The organism is Thauera sp. 27, from assembly GCF_000310125.2.
In the GTDB taxonomy this organism is placed as follows: Bacteria; Pseudomonadota; Gammaproteobacteria; order Burkholderiales; family Rhodocyclaceae; genus Thauera; species Thauera mechernichensis.
Window position 1 is genome coordinate 90,627 of the sequence record NZ_AMXB01000012.1, and the last position, 16,780, is coordinate 107,406.

Annotated in this window: 13 protein-coding genes; 10 read left to right on the forward strand and 3 right to left on the reverse strand. The window is 65.9% G+C overall.

Going from position 1 to position 16,780, the window contains the following annotated elements; all coding sequences use genetic code 11:
• Window positions 1–131 precede the first annotated feature (131 nt).
• The 8 genes from B447_RS08635 to B447_RS08670 all read left to right on the forward strand — a co-directional run bounded on the left by B447_RS08635 (window position 132) and on the right by B447_RS08670 (window position 12,189).
• The gene (locus tag B447_RS08635) at window positions 132–1,736 is read left to right on the forward strand and encodes a PepSY-associated TM helix domain-containing protein (protein ID WP_002938775.1); all 1,605 of its coding nucleotides are present in this window, start codon (window positions 132–134) and stop codon (window positions 1,734–1,736) included.
• On the forward strand, window positions 1,733–2,032 hold the full coding sequence (locus B447_RS08640; protein ID WP_002938781.1) for a DUF3649 domain-containing protein: 300 nt from the start codon (window positions 1,733–1,735) through the stop codon (window positions 2,030–2,032). Before B447_RS08635 ends, B447_RS08640 begins: the two co-directional genes overlap by 4 nt.
• Complete coding sequence (locus B447_RS08645; protein ID WP_002938784.1) at window positions 2,032–2,862, forward strand: DUF3325 domain-containing protein; 831 nt, start codon at window positions 2,032–2,034, stop codon at window positions 2,860–2,862. Before B447_RS08640 ends, B447_RS08645 begins: the two co-directional genes overlap by 1 nt.
• A 26-nt stretch (window positions 2,863–2,888) precedes the next feature.
• Window positions 2,889–3,479 (forward strand): Fur family transcriptional regulator, encoded by a 591-nt coding sequence (locus tag B447_RS21795; protein WP_002938786.1) that lies wholly within the window; start codon window positions 2,889–2,891, stop codon window positions 3,477–3,479.
• 20 nt (window positions 3,480–3,499) lie between these two features.
• On the forward strand, window positions 3,500–4,645 hold the full coding sequence (locus B447_RS08655; protein WP_002938788.1) for an efflux RND transporter periplasmic adaptor subunit: 1,146 nt from the start codon (window positions 3,500–3,502) through the stop codon (window positions 4,643–4,645).
• The gene (locus tag B447_RS08660; protein ID WP_002938791.1) at window positions 4,642–7,794 is read left to right on the forward strand and encodes an efflux RND transporter permease subunit; all 3,153 of its coding nucleotides are present in this window, start codon (window positions 4,642–4,644) and stop codon (window positions 7,792–7,794) included. Before B447_RS08655 ends, B447_RS08660 begins: the two co-directional genes overlap by 4 nt.
• Window positions 7,791–10,886 carry an efflux RND transporter permease subunit gene (locus tag B447_RS08665; protein WP_002938792.1) on the forward strand — a complete coding sequence of 1,032 codons (3,096 nt, stop codon included), beginning with the start codon at window positions 7,791–7,793 and terminating at the stop codon, window positions 10,884–10,886. Before B447_RS08660 ends, B447_RS08665 begins: the two co-directional genes overlap by 4 nt.
• A gap of 139 nt (window positions 10,887–11,025) precedes the next feature.
• Window positions 11,026–12,189, forward strand: a complete 1,164-nt coding sequence (locus tag B447_RS08670; RefSeq protein WP_083491434.1) for an alkaline phosphatase family protein — start codon at window positions 11,026–11,028, stop codon at window positions 12,187–12,189.
• A 19-nt stretch (window positions 12,190–12,208) separates the two neighbouring features.
• Here B447_RS08670 and B447_RS08675 read toward each other — a convergent pair whose 3' ends face one another.
• Complete coding sequence (locus tag B447_RS08675; protein ID WP_002938794.1) at window positions 12,209–12,673, reverse strand: DUF1178 family protein; 465 nt, start codon at window positions 12,671–12,673, stop codon at window positions 12,209–12,211.
• A 435-nt stretch (window positions 12,674–13,108) separates the two neighbouring features.
• Complete coding sequence (locus B447_RS22525; RefSeq protein ID WP_002938795.1) at window positions 13,109–13,414, reverse strand: hypothetical protein; 306 nt, start codon at window positions 13,412–13,414, stop codon at window positions 13,109–13,111.
• 592 nt (window positions 13,415–14,006) lie between these two features.
• On the opposite strand from B447_RS22525, the gene B447_RS08685 reads away from it, so the two are divergent.
• Window positions 14,007–14,606: a hypothetical protein gene (locus B447_RS08685; protein ID WP_002938796.1), complete on the forward strand. Its 600-nt coding sequence runs from the start codon at window positions 14,007–14,009 to the stop codon at window positions 14,604–14,606.
• Window positions 14,599–15,666: an oxidoreductase gene (locus B447_RS08690; RefSeq protein ID WP_002938799.1), complete on the forward strand. Its 1,068-nt coding sequence runs from the start codon at window positions 14,599–14,601 to the stop codon at window positions 15,664–15,666. The genes B447_RS08685 and B447_RS08690 overlap by 8 nt, the downstream gene beginning before the upstream one ends.
• Window positions 15,667–15,767: 101 nt before the next feature.
• Here the strand turns inward: B447_RS08690 and B447_RS08695 are convergent, their stop codons facing one another.
• Window positions 15,768–16,700, reverse strand: a complete 933-nt coding sequence (locus B447_RS08695; protein WP_002938800.1) for a carbohydrate kinase family protein — start codon at window positions 16,698–16,700, stop codon at window positions 15,768–15,770.
• Window positions 16,701–16,780: the final 80 nt, after the last annotated feature.

Sequence of the window (16,780 nt, forward strand, 5' to 3'; positions counted from 1 at the left end):
TTGAACGACATCGACAGTAAGGCACAGCAAACCGTTGGCGCACCTGAAGCCGATGCCTCCGCCATGAAGTCATCGGTCGCCAGCGTAGTTGCCACGGTGCGACAACAAACGACGCTCCCCGAGAGGAATTGATGAAGGATGGATTTCGCCAGTGCATGGCCTGGCTCCACACCTGGGTTGGCCTGGTTGCCGGCTGGGTGTTGTTCTTTGTGTTCGTGACCGGCACGGCCGGATACTTCGACGACGAGATTGACCGCTGGATGAAGCCCGAACTGCCGCTGTCGGCGAGGGTGGAGGTGGGCGATCGCGCCGCAATGCTCGAGCGCGCGCTTGACCGCCTTGAGTCCGTGGCGCCAGGCGCGAAGGAGTGGACGATCCTCCTTCCGGGCGAAGCCGTCGTGCCGCGTGGGGCGCGCGGACTTGCCGTGCGCTGGGAGGAAATGCCCGAGTTCGGTCGCGACCAGGGGCGCCGTGGCAGCGAAGGACTCGACGCCGAGAGCGGGGAGCCCGTACCCGATGTGGAGCCGCGCGCGACCAGGGGAGGGCAGCTGCTGTACCGCATGCATTACCTGCTGCACTACATGCCGACCACTGTGGGCATCCTGCTGGTTGGCGTGTGCACGATGATGATGCTGATCGCCATCCTGTCGGGGGTGGTCACCCACAAGCAGATCTTCAAGGATTTCTTCACTTTCCGGCCTGGCAAGGGGCAGCGTTCCTGGCTCGACGCGCACAACGTGGTGAGCGTGATGGCCTTGCCGTTCTTTCTCATGATTACTTACAGCGGTCTCATCCTGTTCCCGGTGCAATACATGCCCGGCGCGATCTACACCGTCTACGGCGGTTCCGAGCAGGGGGTGAGGGCGTTCTCCGATCAGTTCTTCGAGGTCGAGCGCGACCGATCCTACGAGCCTCTACAGCGCCCGCACGTCGCCTTGGACGCGATCGTTGCCCAGGCCGAAGCCCAGTGGGGGGATGGACAGGTTGCGGCGCTGGAGTTGAGTCACCCGGTCGATGCGGTTGCGACGGTGACCGCGCAACGGCGGCATGGCAGCAAGATCGATTTCCGAGAGCCGGAGTCGCTCCGTTTTGCCGCCCACACTGGAGAGCCCTTGGCAGCACTCGAGCCCAGACATGCGGTCGGACAGACACGCAACGTTCTCTATGCCTTGCACGAGGGACTGTTTGCCGGCCCCTGGTTGCGTTGGGTCTACTTCGGGTCGGGCTTGCTGGGTTGCGCCATGATCGCGACAGGACTGGTGTTGTGGACGGTCAAGCGACGCAAGCGCCACCACAAGCAGGGTGCAAACGCCTCCGCTTTCGACGCAGCGGGGTTGCGGCTGGTCGAGGTGCTCAACGCCGGTACGATCGCCGGCCTGCCAGTGGCCGTGGCGGCGTACTTCTGGGCCAATCGGCTGCTGCCGCTGGACATGGCGGATCGGGCACAGTGGGAGGCCCACATGATGTTTGCCGTGTGGGGCTGGCTCTTCATCTATGCCTCGCTGAGGCCGCTACGGCGAGCTTGGGTCGAGATTCTGTGGCTCGCGGCGCTGGCCTATGCCTTGCTGCCAGTGCTCAACGCTGCCACCACCGATCGCCATCTCGGTGTGACGCTGCCACATGGAGACTGGGTCTTGGCCGGCTTCGATCTCACCATGATTGGTCTTGCTGCCGTGTTCATCTACATCCTGCGCAAGCTCGATCGCCGTTGGACCAAAGGGGAGGTGACTGCATGAAGGTCTTGTCTGCGTCCGCCCGTTATCGCTGGGCGGTCTTGTCGCGGGTGCTTGCAGCGTCGCTTGGGGGCTATGCCTTCACGTGGGCGGCCATTGTGCTTCTGGCGTTGCTCTGGCCGTTGCCGCGCGCCCAGGCCGTCGGCCTGGCCACGATGCTGGGCTTCCTCATCTATGCAGCAGTCGCGATGTGGGTCTTCGCCACGCGTTCGGCCTGGCGTGCCTGGGCTGGAATCGTTGCTTGGACTGCGCTGTTCGCAGCGCTCGGCTGGTGGTTGATGCAGGGGGCGGCGACGTGATGGCGATTGCTCTGCTGGTTGTCACGACATTTGCCTTTGCCGCGTTTGCGCTTGGCATGGAGCGCCACGCGAAGGACGTGCTTGGCGTTGTTCCTGCTCCACGCAGGCGCCTGGGGCTTCGCATTGCCGGATGGGTGCTGCTGGCCGTGGCAATGGCAATCGGCATGCTGGGCTGGGGGGCCACGGTAGGTGTCGTCGAATGGACAGGCGCGATGACGGTCGCGACCGTGCCGCTGGTCATGCTGGTGCTGCCGTACTACTCGCGTAGGCACAGGCGCAGCCCAGCGCCCGCCATGCCTGCCTCTGGACCCGAGTTCGGCGAGCTCGTGGCAGCCCGCCGCAGTTTGACCGCCAGGCTATGGAGAGGCGTGCGGGTGCTGGTACTCGTTGCTTTGCCTGCTGGGATCGCATGGGCCTTCGTTAATGTTCCGCCAAGTCCTGTTCAGCGAGATGACGCCCTTGCCGGCCGCGTGGGGCCGTGGACCTTCGTCATCGCCGATGTCACCCGCAAGCCGCCCGAGCCCTCGGCGCTGGGTACGGCGATGAAGGCGTTTCAGGTTCGCTTCTGCACAGGCTGCGACACCCAGATTCGATCGGCCTATTTGAAGATCCGCCAGCCGCGCTCCTTGCGCGGCGCGGGGATGGTCTTTCAGGGACCGTCGTGGAACCGCAGGGCTGACATCCAGATTGCACCGACTGCGCGGATCGAGGACGGCTTGTGGCTCACCGTGGAGGGTATGGATGGCAGCGTGCACGCCGTCGAGATCGACCTAGCCCGCGTGTCGCCCGCCACCGCGCGTTACCTGTCGGCGCTGACGGGGAGGCAGTGAGGTTCGGACTGGATTCAGGAGCGAGCATGTTCATCCGCAAGAAGAACGAGAGGGGTGCTGACTACAGGGCGGCGCAATCGGCGCGGCAGGCAGCCAAGCTCGAGCCACGCCTGGAGGCCGCGCAATCTGCGCTGGTGAGCGCCGGCCTGCGCGTCACGCTTCCACGCCTTCTGGTCCTGAGCCTGTTTCTTGCAAGCCGGGTGGAGGCCATGTCCGTGGACCAGGTACTCAGAGCCTTGTTCGAGCGCGGGGATGCGATGTCGCCCTCGACCGTCTACTCGGCCTTGCGCCAGCTCGATGAGGCCAGGCTGATCGTGAGTCGCTACGAGGACGGTCGGCGGGTGTTCGAGCCATGCGGTGGTTTGCCGCCGGCGCGCGTGGTTTGCGATACCTGCGGGACCGAACGCATCCTGCGAGATTCGGAACTGGACGTGGTCGTGCGCAGGGCAGTCGGTGATGCGGGCTTTAGCCTGGGCGACTACACCCTGGTGGTGCGTGCCTCATGCAGCGCGGGTTGCCCCGAGTGCTGCGGCGAGGCGCGCATGTCGGCCCAGCCGGATACGGGATCGGCACTGGGCGTCGGCGGGGTCGCCGTCGCAGGCTCAAGTTACGTATGAGTGATCCAACTGTGAGACGAATGCGCTCTCTGCGCCGTATTGGCTTGGTCGTGGCCGTGCTTGCTGCGGGCGGCCTGGCGTGGTGGGCCGCAGGCGAGGATGAGTCTGCCGCCGGTGCGCCGCCTTTCAGTCCATGGGCCGGTGCGGTGCCCGTGCGAACGGTACAGTCCGAAGCGGGTGTGCTGGAGGTGAGCCTGCAGGCAGTCGGCGACGTGACGCCGCTCGCGGCGGTGACCGTCAACGCGCGCGTGGGAGGGCCGCTGCAGCGCCTGCTTTTCGTCGATGGCGGTACGGTCGAGGCGGGTGCCGCACTGGCCGAGATCGATTCCGCGCCCTACCGGGCGAGGCTGGCCCAAGCGCAGGGCGAACATAGCCAGGTCATGGCACGCCTTCGTCATGCCGAGCGCGAACTGACCCGTTCGAAGGCACTGTTGCGAGAGGATGCGATCGAGCGACAGGTCGTTGAGGCAGCGGAGTCGAACATCGCCGAGTTACGCGCCGCAGTTTCGACTGCCGAGGCGCGCGTGGCCGATGCGCGCCTGCAGTTGGACTGGACCCGCATCACGGCGCCGATTGCCGGTCGCCTCGGATTGCGCGGGCTCGATGCCGGCAATCTGGTCGTTGCGGGCAGCACGGAGCTGGTCACGATCGTGCAGATGAAACCCATCGGCGTCACCTTCGGCGTACCGGGGCACGAACTGCATGCGGTGCGCGCGGCCATGCGGGACGGGCGGACGCTGGCGGTGGATGTCTATGCGCGTGACGGCAGCAGCCTGCTCGCACGCGGTGTTCTTGCGACACTGGACAACCGTATCGATCCGCGTACGGGCACGGTGCGCCTGCGTGCCGAGTTCGCCAACGAGGATGAGGCGCTGTTTCCGAATCAGTTCGTCAACGTCCGTCTGCGCGTTGGTGTGGATCGCGAGGCGGTCACGATCCCCGCTGATGCCGTCCAGTACGGGGCACGGGGCGCATACGTCTACGTCATCGAGGACAACCGGGCGAGGTTGCGCCCGGTCGAGACGGGCAGGGTGGCCGATGGACTGGTCGCCATCGTCGATGGACTTGCGGCCGACGAGATGGTCGTCCTCGAGGGGGTAGACCGATTGCGCGACGGTCGCGAGGTGTCGCTGCAAGGCGAGGTCGCGGTCAGCGCGCCGAAATGAACCTGTCGCGGCCCTTTATCCTGCGGCCGGTGGCGACCGTGCTGCTAACGCTGGCCATGCTTGCCAGCGGCTTGCTTGCCTGGCGCCTGCTGCCGGTTGCTGCGTTGCCGAGCGTTGACTATCCGGTCATCCAGGTCATGACCTTCCGTACCGGGGCATCGGCAGATCTGGTGGCGCGCACGGTCACAGCGCCGCTCGAGCGCAGGCTCGGGCAGATCCCTGGGTTGCGAAGAATGTCTTCGACGAGTTCCGCGGGCGCCTCGTCAATCACACTGCAGTTCGCACTGGAAGTCGATATGGCCGTGGCCGAGCAGGAGGTCCAGGCCGCGATCACTACGGCGGCCAGCCTGTTGCCGCGCGATCTGCCCACTCCGCCCGTTTACCGCAAGGTCAACCCTGCCGACACCCCCATCCTGACATTGGCGGTGTCGTCTTCCAGCATCGCACTTGTCGAACTCTACGATCTCGTGGATACCCGCGTCGCGCAGAAGCTGGCGCAGCTCTCCGGGGTCGGGATGGTCAACCTGGCTGGTGGCCAGCGCCCGGCCGTGCGGATCCAGGCTGATCCTCGTACGCTTGCTGCGCACGGAATGACGCTCGAGTCCCTGCGCTCGGCCGTCTCGGCAGCCAATTCGAACCAGCCCAAGGGCAGCCTGGATGGCCCCTACCGCTTCGTGATGATCGAAGCCAACGACCAGATTCGCTCGCTTGACGATTACCGGACACTGGTCGTGGCATGGCGTGACGGCGCCCCATTGCGCCTTGGCGACCTGGCTAGCATTGAACGTGGTGCTGAGGATCGCTTCCAGGCAGCGTGGGCCGGAGTCTGCTGGGCGCCCGAAGAGGGCGCAGTCGCTACCTGTGCGCCTGGACAGACGCGCCAGGTGCCTGCAGTTCTGGTGAACGTCTATCGACAGCCCGGCGCCAACGTCATCGAGGTGGCCGATCGCGTTCGCGACCTGCTGCCGAGCCTGACCGCAACCCTTCCGGCTGCGGCCGATGTTGCGGTGCTGACGGACCGCACCGAGTCCATCCGAGCCTCGGTGTGGGGCGTGCAGAAGGAGCTCCTGTTCGCGGTAATGCTGGTGGTGCTGGTCACCTTCCTGTTCCTGCGGCGCGCTTCGGCCACTCTCATTCCGAGCGTCGTCGTGCCCTTGTCGCTGGTCGGAACCTTCGGCTTCATGTACCTCGCAGGCTTCTCGGTGAACAACCTCAGCCTGATGGCACTGACCATCGCGACCGGATTCGTTGTTGATGATGCGATCGTCATGCTCGAGAACATTGCACGCCACCGCGAGTCGGGCGAGTCCGCACTGCAGGCTGCGCTCAAGGGGGCAGCCGAGATTGGTTTCACGCTTGTGTCGCTCACCTTCTCGCTTGTCGCAGTGCTGATTCCCTTGCTGTTCATGGGTGATGTGGTGGGGCGCATTTTCCGCGAGTTTGCCATTACCCTTGCGGTGGCGATTCTGATCTCGCTGCTCGTGTCCCTCACCCTGACGCCGATGATGGCCGCAAGGATGCTTGGAAGCACGCAAGGAGGGGGGCATACCGAACGCGGCGGTGCCGGCTTGGGTCTGTTCGACCGCCTGCTGCGCGCCTATGGAGTCATGCTCGAGCGTGTTCTAGCGCATCAGACGATCACCCTTCTGGTCCTGCTTGGCACGCTGTGCCTGACGGCGCTGCTCTACGTCGCAGTTCCGAAGGGCTTTTTCCCCGTCCAGGACAGTGGTGTCATCCAGGTCGTCACCGATGCACCGCAAACGGTTTCGTTTCGCGCCATGGCCGAACGTCAGCAGGCATTGGCTGAGATTGCGCTGGCAGATCCCGACGTGGCGGGCCTGTCGTCCTTCATCGGCATCGACGGTAGCAATGCGACGCTCAACAGCGGACGCATGCTCATCAATCTGCGCCCGCACGGAGAGCGCTCAGCTGGTGCAGTAGAGATCGGGCGCCGCCTGGCGACCGCGATGCGTGAGGTGGAGGGTATCCGCGCATGGTTGCAGCCGGTTCAGGAGTTGTCCATCGAGGATCGTGTGAGTCGTACGCAATACCAGTTCACGCTCTCGTCCCCCGACGAGTCCGAGCTTGCCGACTGGGTGGGCCGCACGATAGAGGCACTGGGTGGCCTTACCGAGCTGACCGATGTCGCGGCCGATCACCAGCGCGAAGGCCGGCAGGTTTTCGTTACGATTGATCGCGACGCAGCCGAGCGTCTCGGGGTGCGTACTTCTGCCATCGTCGAGGCGTTGCATTCGGCCTTCGGCCAGCGCCAGATCGCGACCTTGTTTACACAGGCCAACCAGTACCGAGTTGTCCTCGAGGCGAACACCGAGCGCATTGGTGGTCTGGCTGCACTCGATGCGATCCATGTTGCTGCAGGCGACGGTACGCCGGTGCCACTGGCGTCGCTTGCGCGTTTTGAACAGCGAGCGGTTGCGCTCGCTGTCCACCAGCAGGGACAGTTCCCCGCCGCCACCTTGTCGTTCAACCTTGGTCCAGGTGTGTCGCTGGGCGATGCGATCGAGGCGATCGAGCAGGCGCTTGCGAGGATCGGTTTGCCGCCTTCGGTGGACATGCGCCTTCAGGGGGCAGCGGAGGCCTTCCAGACCTCGCTCTCCGGCACCCTGTGGTTGATGCTGGCAGCGGTGGTCACGATGTACATCGTGCTCGGCGTGCTCTACGAGAGCACGATTCATCCGCTGACAATCCTGTCTACGCTGCCGTCGGCAACGGTGGGCGCGCTGGGGGCGCTCCACCTTTCCGGCCGGCCGCTGGATCTCATCGCAGTGATCGGCATCGTGCTCCTCATCGGTCTGGTGAAGAAGAACGGCATCATGATGGTGGACTTCGCACTCGATGCGCAGCGGCGCCATAAGATGTCCGCGCTTGATGCGATCCGCCGCGCGGCCATGCTCCGCTTCCGGCCGATTCTCATGACCACGCTTGCCGCCCTGGTCGGCGCGTTGCCGCTCATGTTTGCATCCGGTTCAGGCGCCGAGCTGCGTCAGCCGCTTGGCGTTGTGATGGTCGGTGGCTTGCTGGTGAGCCAGGTGCTGACAGTCTTCACTACCCCCGTAGTGTTCCTGTTCTTCGACCGCCTGGCCGTCGGTTGGCGGCGGCGCACAATGGTGCAGGAGCATGCGGTGTGAGGGCGCTGGCACGGCTGTTCGTGCGGCGGCCGGTTGCAGCGTCGCTGCTGGCCCTGGCCTGGTTGCTGTGCGGTGCCCTGGCACTGCGCCTGATGCCGGTCGCGCCGCTGCCGCAGGTGGACATGCCAGTGATCGAGGTTTCGGCAGCACTGCCCGGCGGTAGTCCCGAGACCATGGCGCGCATGGTCTCGGCGCCGCTCGAGCGCGCGCTCGGCAGCGTTGCGGGAGTCGCCGAGATGAGCGCCTCGACGTCCCAGGGCGCGGCGCGCGTTCGGCTGACCTTCGAGTTCGATCGCGACATCGATGATGCGGCCCGCGATGTCCAGGCGGCGATCAATGCAGCCATAGGTGATCTACCTGCAGGTATGCCGGGGGCACCCGTGTATCGGAAGGTGAATTCGGCACAGGCGCCGATCATGGTTCTGGCGCTATCTTCGGCCAATCTGGCGCCCGGCAGGCTGTACGATCTGGCGTCGACCATCCTCGCGCAGAAGATCGCGCAGATGCCCGGTGTGGGAGAGGTGACTGTCGGTGGCAGTGCGCTGCCGGCCGTGCGCGTGCAACTGGATCCGGCCAGCCTCGAGTCGCACGGGATTGCGCTCGACGAGGTTCGGCGCGCGATCGGCGACGCAGACGCCCAACTGCCACTCGGTGCCATCGAAGACGGGGGGCTGCGCTGGCAGGTCGGGGCGGGGCCCGATCTGCGCGTGGCAGCTGACTTCGAACAACTCGTGCTTCGTCACGACCATGGTGCGATGTTGCGCCTGGGTGATGTCGCCCGGGTCTCCGATGGTGTCGAGAATCGCTACGCCAGTGGGCACCACAACCGTGATCCGGCGGTGCTGCTCACCGTCGGTCGCCAACCAGGGGCGAACATCGTCGCCACCATCGACACCATTCGCAGCCAGATGCCGACGCTGACCGCGCTGCTACCGGCTGACACCACGCTGGACGTGGTCGTTGACCGCTCGCCGGGAATCCGTGCGTCGCTTGATGAGGCCTGGGCCACCCTGTGGATAGCGGGGACACTGGTCGTCCTGGTGGTATGGGCCTTTCTGGGTAGCCTGCGCGCAGCGTTGATTCCTGCGCTTGCGGTGCCGGTGTCCCTGGTGGGGGCTTGCGCACTCATGTACCTCGCCGGCTTCTCGCTCAACAACCTGAGCCTGATGGCGCTGATCGTCGCTGCCGGACTCGTGGTCGATGATGCGATCGTGGTGCTCGAGAACATCGAACGCCACATCGCCGCGGGCATGCGGCCGTATCGCGCCGCGATCGTGGGGCTCGGCGAGGTGGGCTTCACACTGCTCGCGATGAATCTGGCGCTGATTGCGGTATTCGCTTCCATCCTCTTCATGGGCGGCGTGATCGAGCGTCTTTTTCGTGAGTTCTCGCTCACCCTTGTGATGGCCATGACGGTGTCGCTGATGGTCTCGCTCACCCTCGCCCCCGCCCTGTCCGGACAGATGCTGCTGCGGCCCTCGGAGCACCCTCCCAGCCTGCTCGGCCGGCTCGCAAGCCTTGTCTTCGGGCGTCTTGAGGCCGTCTATGCGAGGACTCTGGACTGGGTGCTCGCGCACACGTGGGTCGTTCTGCTCGTGCTCGCGGTTGCTGTCGGTCTTACGGTCTGGCTCTATCTGCTCGTACCCAAGACCATGCTGCCGGAGCAGGATACGGGGCAGTTGCGCGGGCTCGTACGCGGCGACGACGGTTTCTCGTTTCAGGTCATGCAGCCCAAGATCGAGCGCTTCCGGGAGTACCTGCTGGCCGATCCCGCAGTGGCCGATGTCGTCGTCACCAGTGGCGGAAGTGGTGGCGGGATGAGCAACGGCTGGCTAATGGTGAGGCTCAAGCCACTGGCCCTGCGCGGCGAGAGCGCTCGTGCCGCGCTCGAGCGCATCCGGCGCAATGCGCCGCGGGAGCCGGGGGCAATCCTGCTGCTCAACATCGACCAGGATCTTCAGTTGTCGGCGCCCTTTGGCGGACGCGGCGAGGAGTTGCTCCTGCTCGGCGATGATCTTGCCAGGCTCACGCAGTGGATGCGAAAGGTTGCTGACGGCATGCGCACCCTGCCCGAGGTCGCAGACGTCGATGATTTCGGCAACGACGCGACGCAGATCGTCGTCATCGACATCGACCGCGAGGCCGCTGCTCGTCTTGGCGTTGACGCGGAGCTGGTCACCAGCCTGATGAACAACGCCTTTTCGCAGCGCCAGGTGGCCACGCTGTTCGGCCGGCTCAACCAGTACCGCGTCGTCATGGAGCTCGAGCCAGGCCACACGGTCGACGCCAGCGTGCTAGATCGCCTCCAGGTGGTGACGCGTGATGGGCAGCGGGTGCCGCTGTCGGCCTTCGTGAGCTATCGGTATGAACTGTCCTCCGATCGAGTTTTTCGAGCCGATCAGTTTGCCGTGGTGGGGGTGGAGTATGACCTTGCGCCCGGTGTGACCGCATCGGAGGCGCAGCAGGCGATCAACGGCTTGTTGGCAGGACTGATGCTGCCGAACGACATCATTGCCAAGCCGGGGGGCGATGGCAGCCGCCTTCAGCAGACCATGCAGGCGCAGCCCTGGCTCATACTTTGGGTGGTGGTGGCGGTGTACGTGGTGCTCGGCGTACTCTACGAGAGCACGCTGCATCCCCTGACCATCCTGTCGACGCTGCCGCCTGCCGGGGTCGGCGCACTCGCAGCGCTGCATCTGGCAGGTATCGAGTTCAGTCTGATCGCCCTCCTGGGGCTCTTCCTGCTCATCGGCGTTGTCATGAAGAACGCCATCCTGATGATCGATTTTGCGCTCGACGGCGAACGTCGGCTCGGGCTCGAGCCGAGATCGTCGATCCGGCGCGCCGCTAGCCTGCGCTTGCGGCCGATCCTGATGACCAATCTCGCTGCGGTGCTGGCTGCGCTGCCGCTCGCGTTCGGGGTGGGCGAGGGCGCCGAGTTGAGACGTCCGCTCGGCATCGCCATCGTTGGCGGGCTGGCGGTCAGCCAGTTGCTGACCCTGTACACGACGCCAGTCGTCTATCTCGTGCTCGACCGGATGCGCACGGGTTTCACGACTGCGCGTGGTGGCCCCGCTGCCGCCATGCGTTGATGCCGTGTTCGGCATGCCGGAGGCGGATAGAATGCGCTGTCTAGCCCACTCGATCTGGAGCAGCCCGTTGATGATGAGCGGCGGATTTCAGCATGCAAGGGAGGATGGGCAGGGTCTGCAGCCGTCTGCCCCTGGTGACTTGCCCCTGCCTACCGCGGCCGTTCTTCCCGACTACGGCGACGAAGGCTTGTACGGCTTCGCCGCCGGCTTGCGCACCTGGCTGCATGACCTCCGTGCCGGTTGGCACCACGGTGGTGTCGAGCCCGGCGCGAGCAGCACGGTGGTGGTGATCGTCATCGATGGCTTGGGCGACGGCTTTCTCAACACCGTGGGCGCGGGCTCGACGCTGCTCGCGTATCGGCGTGGCAGCATGAGCTCGGTCTTTCCGAGCACGACTGCGAGCGCGCTTACCACGCTGCTTACTGGGGTCGCGCCGGCGGTCCATGGGCTGAACGGCTGGTTCATCCACGACCGTCGCTTCGGGGGGGTGATCGCGCCGCTGCCGCTGCTGCACCGGGGCGGGCCTGAGATTTCTGCGTTCCGCCTGCTGCCACGCCTGTGTCCGGCGGCGCCGATGTGGCACCACGCGTGCCGCCCCGTCAATCTGGTGTCGCCTGCCGAGATTGCCTACTCGCGTTTCTCGCTGCATCACGGCCGCGGCGCCCATATCGAGCCCTACGATGGCATCGAGGATTTCGGCCAGCGCATCATCGACATGGTCGATGCCCTGGCCTTCAGTGGTGGCCTCGTCCACGCCTACTACCCGGGCTTCGACGCCTTGAGCCATCTCCATGGCTGTCGGTCTGCGCATGTGCAAGCCTGTTTCTGGCAGCTCGATGCACTGTTCGCAAGCTTGCTCGATCGCCTGTCGGGGCGTGGCGTGCATCTGGTGGTGACGGCTGACCATGGCTTCATCGACGCGCCTGCCGCTGGTCGGGTGGATATCGAGCCGGGCAGCGAGCCTGCGGCGATGCTCGCCGCACCCTTGTTTGGCGAGCGCCGCCTGGCTTTCTGCAAGGTTCGGGAAGGGGCTGGCGACGAGTTCGAGGCTTGGGCAGGCACGGCGCTGGCCGGCAAGGCGGTTGCGATTCGCGCCCACGACTGCCTCGCCGCCGGCCTGCTCGGGCCGGGTGAGGCGCACTCTCGGCTGCTGGAGCGGGTGGGGACGCACGTGTTGCTGATGGAACCCGGATGCACCATCGTCGATCAGGTCGAAGGCGAGACGCCTTATGCGCTCATTGGTGTCCACGGTGGCCTGACAGCGGACGAGATGCGAGTGCCGCGAATTGTCGCCTGCACCTGAGTGCAGCGGCGACTGCGCTTCAGTGCAGATCGTCGTCCTTGACGGGTACGGGTAGCACCATGATGCCTTCGTCGAGCAACGCCTCGACGTCGTCGCGTGATGCGGCTCCGCGGATGTTGCGTGCCTCGGCTTCGCCGTAGTGGATGCGCCGCGCCTCCTCCGGCAGGCGCTCGCCCACGTCCTCGGCGTCGCGCGCCAGATTGCGCAGGGCATGGACAACCTGCGCAATCACTTGTGAGGGTGGCGAGGAGGCAGCGCTTGCGGGTTGGCCAGCATGTTCATCCGCGCCAACTGACTTGCGTGTGCCGGGCATGGACGTGCGGGTCTGCACGTAGGGGGCGCTGGGCAGGCGGCGGATGCCGCTGCTGCCACAGATCGGACAGCTCACCAGACCGCGGGCAAGCTGATCCTCAAAGGCTGCGCTGGAGGCGAACCAGCCTTCGAATACGTGTTCATCGGGACAGGACAGATTCAGTACGATCAAGGCGGGCGTCCAGCGAAAAGAGGGCGCAGGCCCTATCCGGGCCGCAGTGCATGGACTTCAGCTTTGGTAAATGGTGCCGGAGCGGACCTCGAATCTTGTAATGAAGCTCATATTCTGCGAGATCTGGGTGCGATTCGATTTCTGATATACCGTCAAGGTTACCCTCTTGCGTGCTGACCGCCCCTGAGCAAGCGCGTCAGCGTGACCTCTTCGCCGCCCCGAGAAGCTCCCGCCGGACAGGTGGCGCGATGGCCTCTGGGAACTGAAGGTTACCTCAGGGCCGGGGTGGCGGTCACCACGAGCCGACATTTAGCCAGTATATCCTTCGCCCATCGAGCGGATTCAGCAGCTCGGCAGTGAGCTGGTGATTCATGACACGCTGGCGGCCTCCATGACCAAGCGCTCCGATCCGTCGGCCTATCGCGACGTGCCGTACTAGAAAGTGCTTAAGCAGTCCGTGATCTGCTCGTAGTCGACGACCCATGAACCATGGCTCATCACTCTGTGCATCGAGCGTTTGATGGCGGGCTGCAAGAGCGGGAGCAAACGGTCGAGACATTCAATGTGGCGATGACCCTGGGTGGCGCCCGGTACGGGATCGCCATTGCTCCAGCCGCGGGCCTGGCGGGCTATCCGAATCGCCATGTCGCTGTGCGGCCGCTGGCCGGCGCACCGACTTGCCCACGAAAACACCGCCATTCCACCCTCGCCAATCTGGGCACGGCAGCCCACGACTTCCATGCGCGACGCTCCGTTCGCTGATTCACCCCCACTACGCCCCTCTCCAGCGCTCTGCCGCGCAGACTCCCAGTCCCGTGGAGGCCGCTTATCAGCGGGGTGAGATACTAGAGTACCGCGCACCGAAGATGCAGGTGTGGGGTAATTGCATCGACGGGGCAGAAGCCGAGTTCAGGGTGCGCATGAACGCCCCAGACTGGTGGAACGTGAGCTGTCCGGTTTCGTTAGGCGCCAAGGAGGTGCGTGACGAAACGGATACCTTCGCTAAAGGAGATCCAGGCAATACGGTTCGTCGGTGGCGCTTCGGTCGCAGTTCGGACCGTGAGCCATGCGCGGACCCTGATCGGGCAACGTGACGAAGTGAGAAGGTTGCGGAGATTACTGCGCGCCACGGCCGAGTGGAGGCGGTCGGCGCTCGGCGGCTGCGGCGGTCGCATCGCATGCCGGGCCGCGAGGTCCCCACTGAATCTGGACAGAAATCGTTCGTCGCAGCAGCGGAAGCGGGTTCGTCCGGGTTGTCTCACAGGTTGCGGACTTGACAGTCAACCGGCCTGACATTTAAATAATAAAACTTGATTTAATAATTGGAGCCGTAATGCGCTTGTCGCTCAGCGAAAGGAAGCCCCGGCCATCGACGACACCCGCCTCCGCAGGTGGAACTCCTGCGTGCGGTGATGTCACCGAGTGCGAGAGGGGCCGCCAACCGCGTTTCCGGGTCAAGGCCAGCCACTTCGGCGACATCGAAGGCGTAGTGCTGTGTGACGAGGAGGAGGGCGCCTACGCCCCGCTGGAGGCCCGGCCGGGGCTGACTTTCTGCGCCGGGGGCGTGCTCGGTCGGGCGGTGATTGACGCCTGCCTGGCCGGACTGATGGCCGATGAGGATGAGCTGATCCACAGCCGGCTGCGCGATCCGGTGCGCGGTTGCGGCCTGACCGTGTGGCAGCAGGGCGGGCTCGTTCATCTGTTTACTGGCGACACGCTGGAACGGGGCGCATGGCGTTCGGTAACCATCGAGCCGGTCGAGACCATGACCGATGCCTTCAATCGTGCCGACTGCGAGGTCGCGATCAGCCTGCCGCCCGGAGCCGCGCGCAGTTTCCGCTGCGGTGTGCGGTTCGAGGCGGCCATGCAGCCGCTCGTCGTGGTGACCGACGCTATGGGCTGGCCCCGGACTAAAGCGGCCGGCCATGGCTGAGGCCCCGCTGCGCGTTGCGCTGATCGGCTACGGCGCTGCTGGCCGCATCTTTCATGCGCCGCTGATCCGCCACGCCCCTGGTCTCGAGCTGGCGCTGGTGGTGAGTCGCCGGCGTGACGAGCTGGCGCATGCGCTACCCGGTGTCGAGGTGGTTGAGCTGCCGGAGGAGGCGGTCCTGCGCCCCGACATCGACCTGGTGGCGATTGCAAGCCCGAACGCGACCCATGCACCGCTCGCCGAGGCCGCATTGCGCGCCGGTAGGCACGTCGTCGTGGACAAGCCATTCACGCTGAGCTTGGCCGACGCGCGCCGGCTGGCGGCACTCGCGGCGTCGACTGGCCGCCTGCTGGCGGTGTTTCAGAACCGGCGCTGGGACGGCGATTTTCTTGCCCTGCGCGAGGTGTTGGCGAGCGGGCAGATTGGCCGCCTCACCTGGCTGGAATCGCGCTTCGACCGCTTCCGGCCGCAGGTGCAGGATCGCTGGCGCGAGCGCGCGAACGAGGGGGGCGGGATCTGGCTCGATCTCGGCCCGCATCTGATCGACCAGGCGCTGCAGCTCTTCGGCCTGCCCGCGCGGGTGGGCGGGCGGCTGAGCCGGCAGCGCGACGGCGCCGTTGCCGACGATGGCTTCGAGGCCTGGCTCGAATATGGCAACCTGAAGGTGAGCTTGTCGGCGTCGATGCTGGTCGGCGGCGGGCTGCCGCGCTTTGCCGCACACGGCACGGCGGGAAGCTGGGTCCGCCACGGCCTCGACGTGCAGGAGGAGCAACTCAAGGCCGGTGTCGCGCCGGGTGATACCGAGTGGGCGAAGGATGCCCGGCCGGTCCGCCTGCATCGCGGCGAGGGCGAGATCATCGAGCTGCCGGTCGCGCGCGGCCGCTATGAGGTCTTCTACGGCGCGGTCGCCGAGGCCATCTGCGGTCACGGCGCCAATCCGGTGCCACCGGCACAGGCGGTGGCGACGATGGCGGTGCTGGAAACGGTGGTGGCGGCGGCAGGTCTCGGCCGCATGCTGCCCCTGCCGCTCACTGAGGCGGAGTGTGCAGCCTTCGCCGGCTGAGCGGCGCGCAGCGCCTCCTGCATGGCGGTCGGCTGCGCCACGCCACCCGGCGGGCAGGGGGCAGCGGAGGGCGGCAGGGCGTTCGCGCCGCCGTGTCCGCCTCAGGTCGCACCCACCTCGGCGCGCCGGGGCAGGTCGGCACCGCGGCGCGAGCAGGTGATCGCCGCGCTCTGCGCCGCGAACCGTAGCAGCGCGCCCACCCGGTCGGCATCGAGACCGGCGAGCGAGTCCGCATTCAGGAACTCGTTCTCGGCCAGCCAGGTCAGGCTGGCGGCCTGGAAGGTGTCGCCGGCGCCGACGGTATCAATCACGCTCACCCGTGGGGCGGCAATGTCCACCCGGCCGGTCGCGTTCCAGGCGCTGGCACCCGCGCCTCCGCGGGTCATCACCACAAGCTTCGCCCCGGCGGCCAGCCAGCGCTCGGCGAGTGTATCGTCGGCGGTGCCAGCGTAGAGCAGGTGGGCGTCCTCGTCGCTGATCTTCACGAAATGGGCCAGGCCGGCGACCGTTTCGACCTTGTCCTGCCAGCGCTCCACCGAGGGTTCCACGTTGAGACGGATGTTGGGGTCGTAGGCGATCAGGCGGCGGTCCCGCTCGCGCCGTATCAGCGCTTCGAGCGCGCTCGCGACGGGTTCCACCACGGTGGCGAAGGAGCCCAGATGGATCGCGCGCACCGCTTCGTCGAGTACGGGCAAGGCTTCGGCGGTGAGCAGGCGGTCGGCGGCGCCGTTGCCGTAGAAAGCGTAACGTGGCACGCCGTCGGCGGCCACTTCGACCATGCCCAGCGTGGTTGGCGCGTCGAAGCGCTGCACGGTGGCGGTGCCCACACCTTCGGCCTCGAGCACCTTGTGCAGGCGGTCACCGAGCATGTCGCAGGCAACACCGCCGAGGAAGGAGACCGACTGACCGAGGCGGGCGAGACCGATCGCGACGTTGAAGGGCGAACCGCCCGGGTGGGTTTCGAGGTGCAGGGAGCGGCCGGACTCGGCACCGATGAAGACGTCGAAAAGCGCTTCGCCACAGACGATGAACATAGGGGTTTCCGCAGGTGCAGGTTCGGAAGAAAGACGGACGACTACGCGAGGAGAGGGAGTGCGGAGCCGTCCGTGAAGCG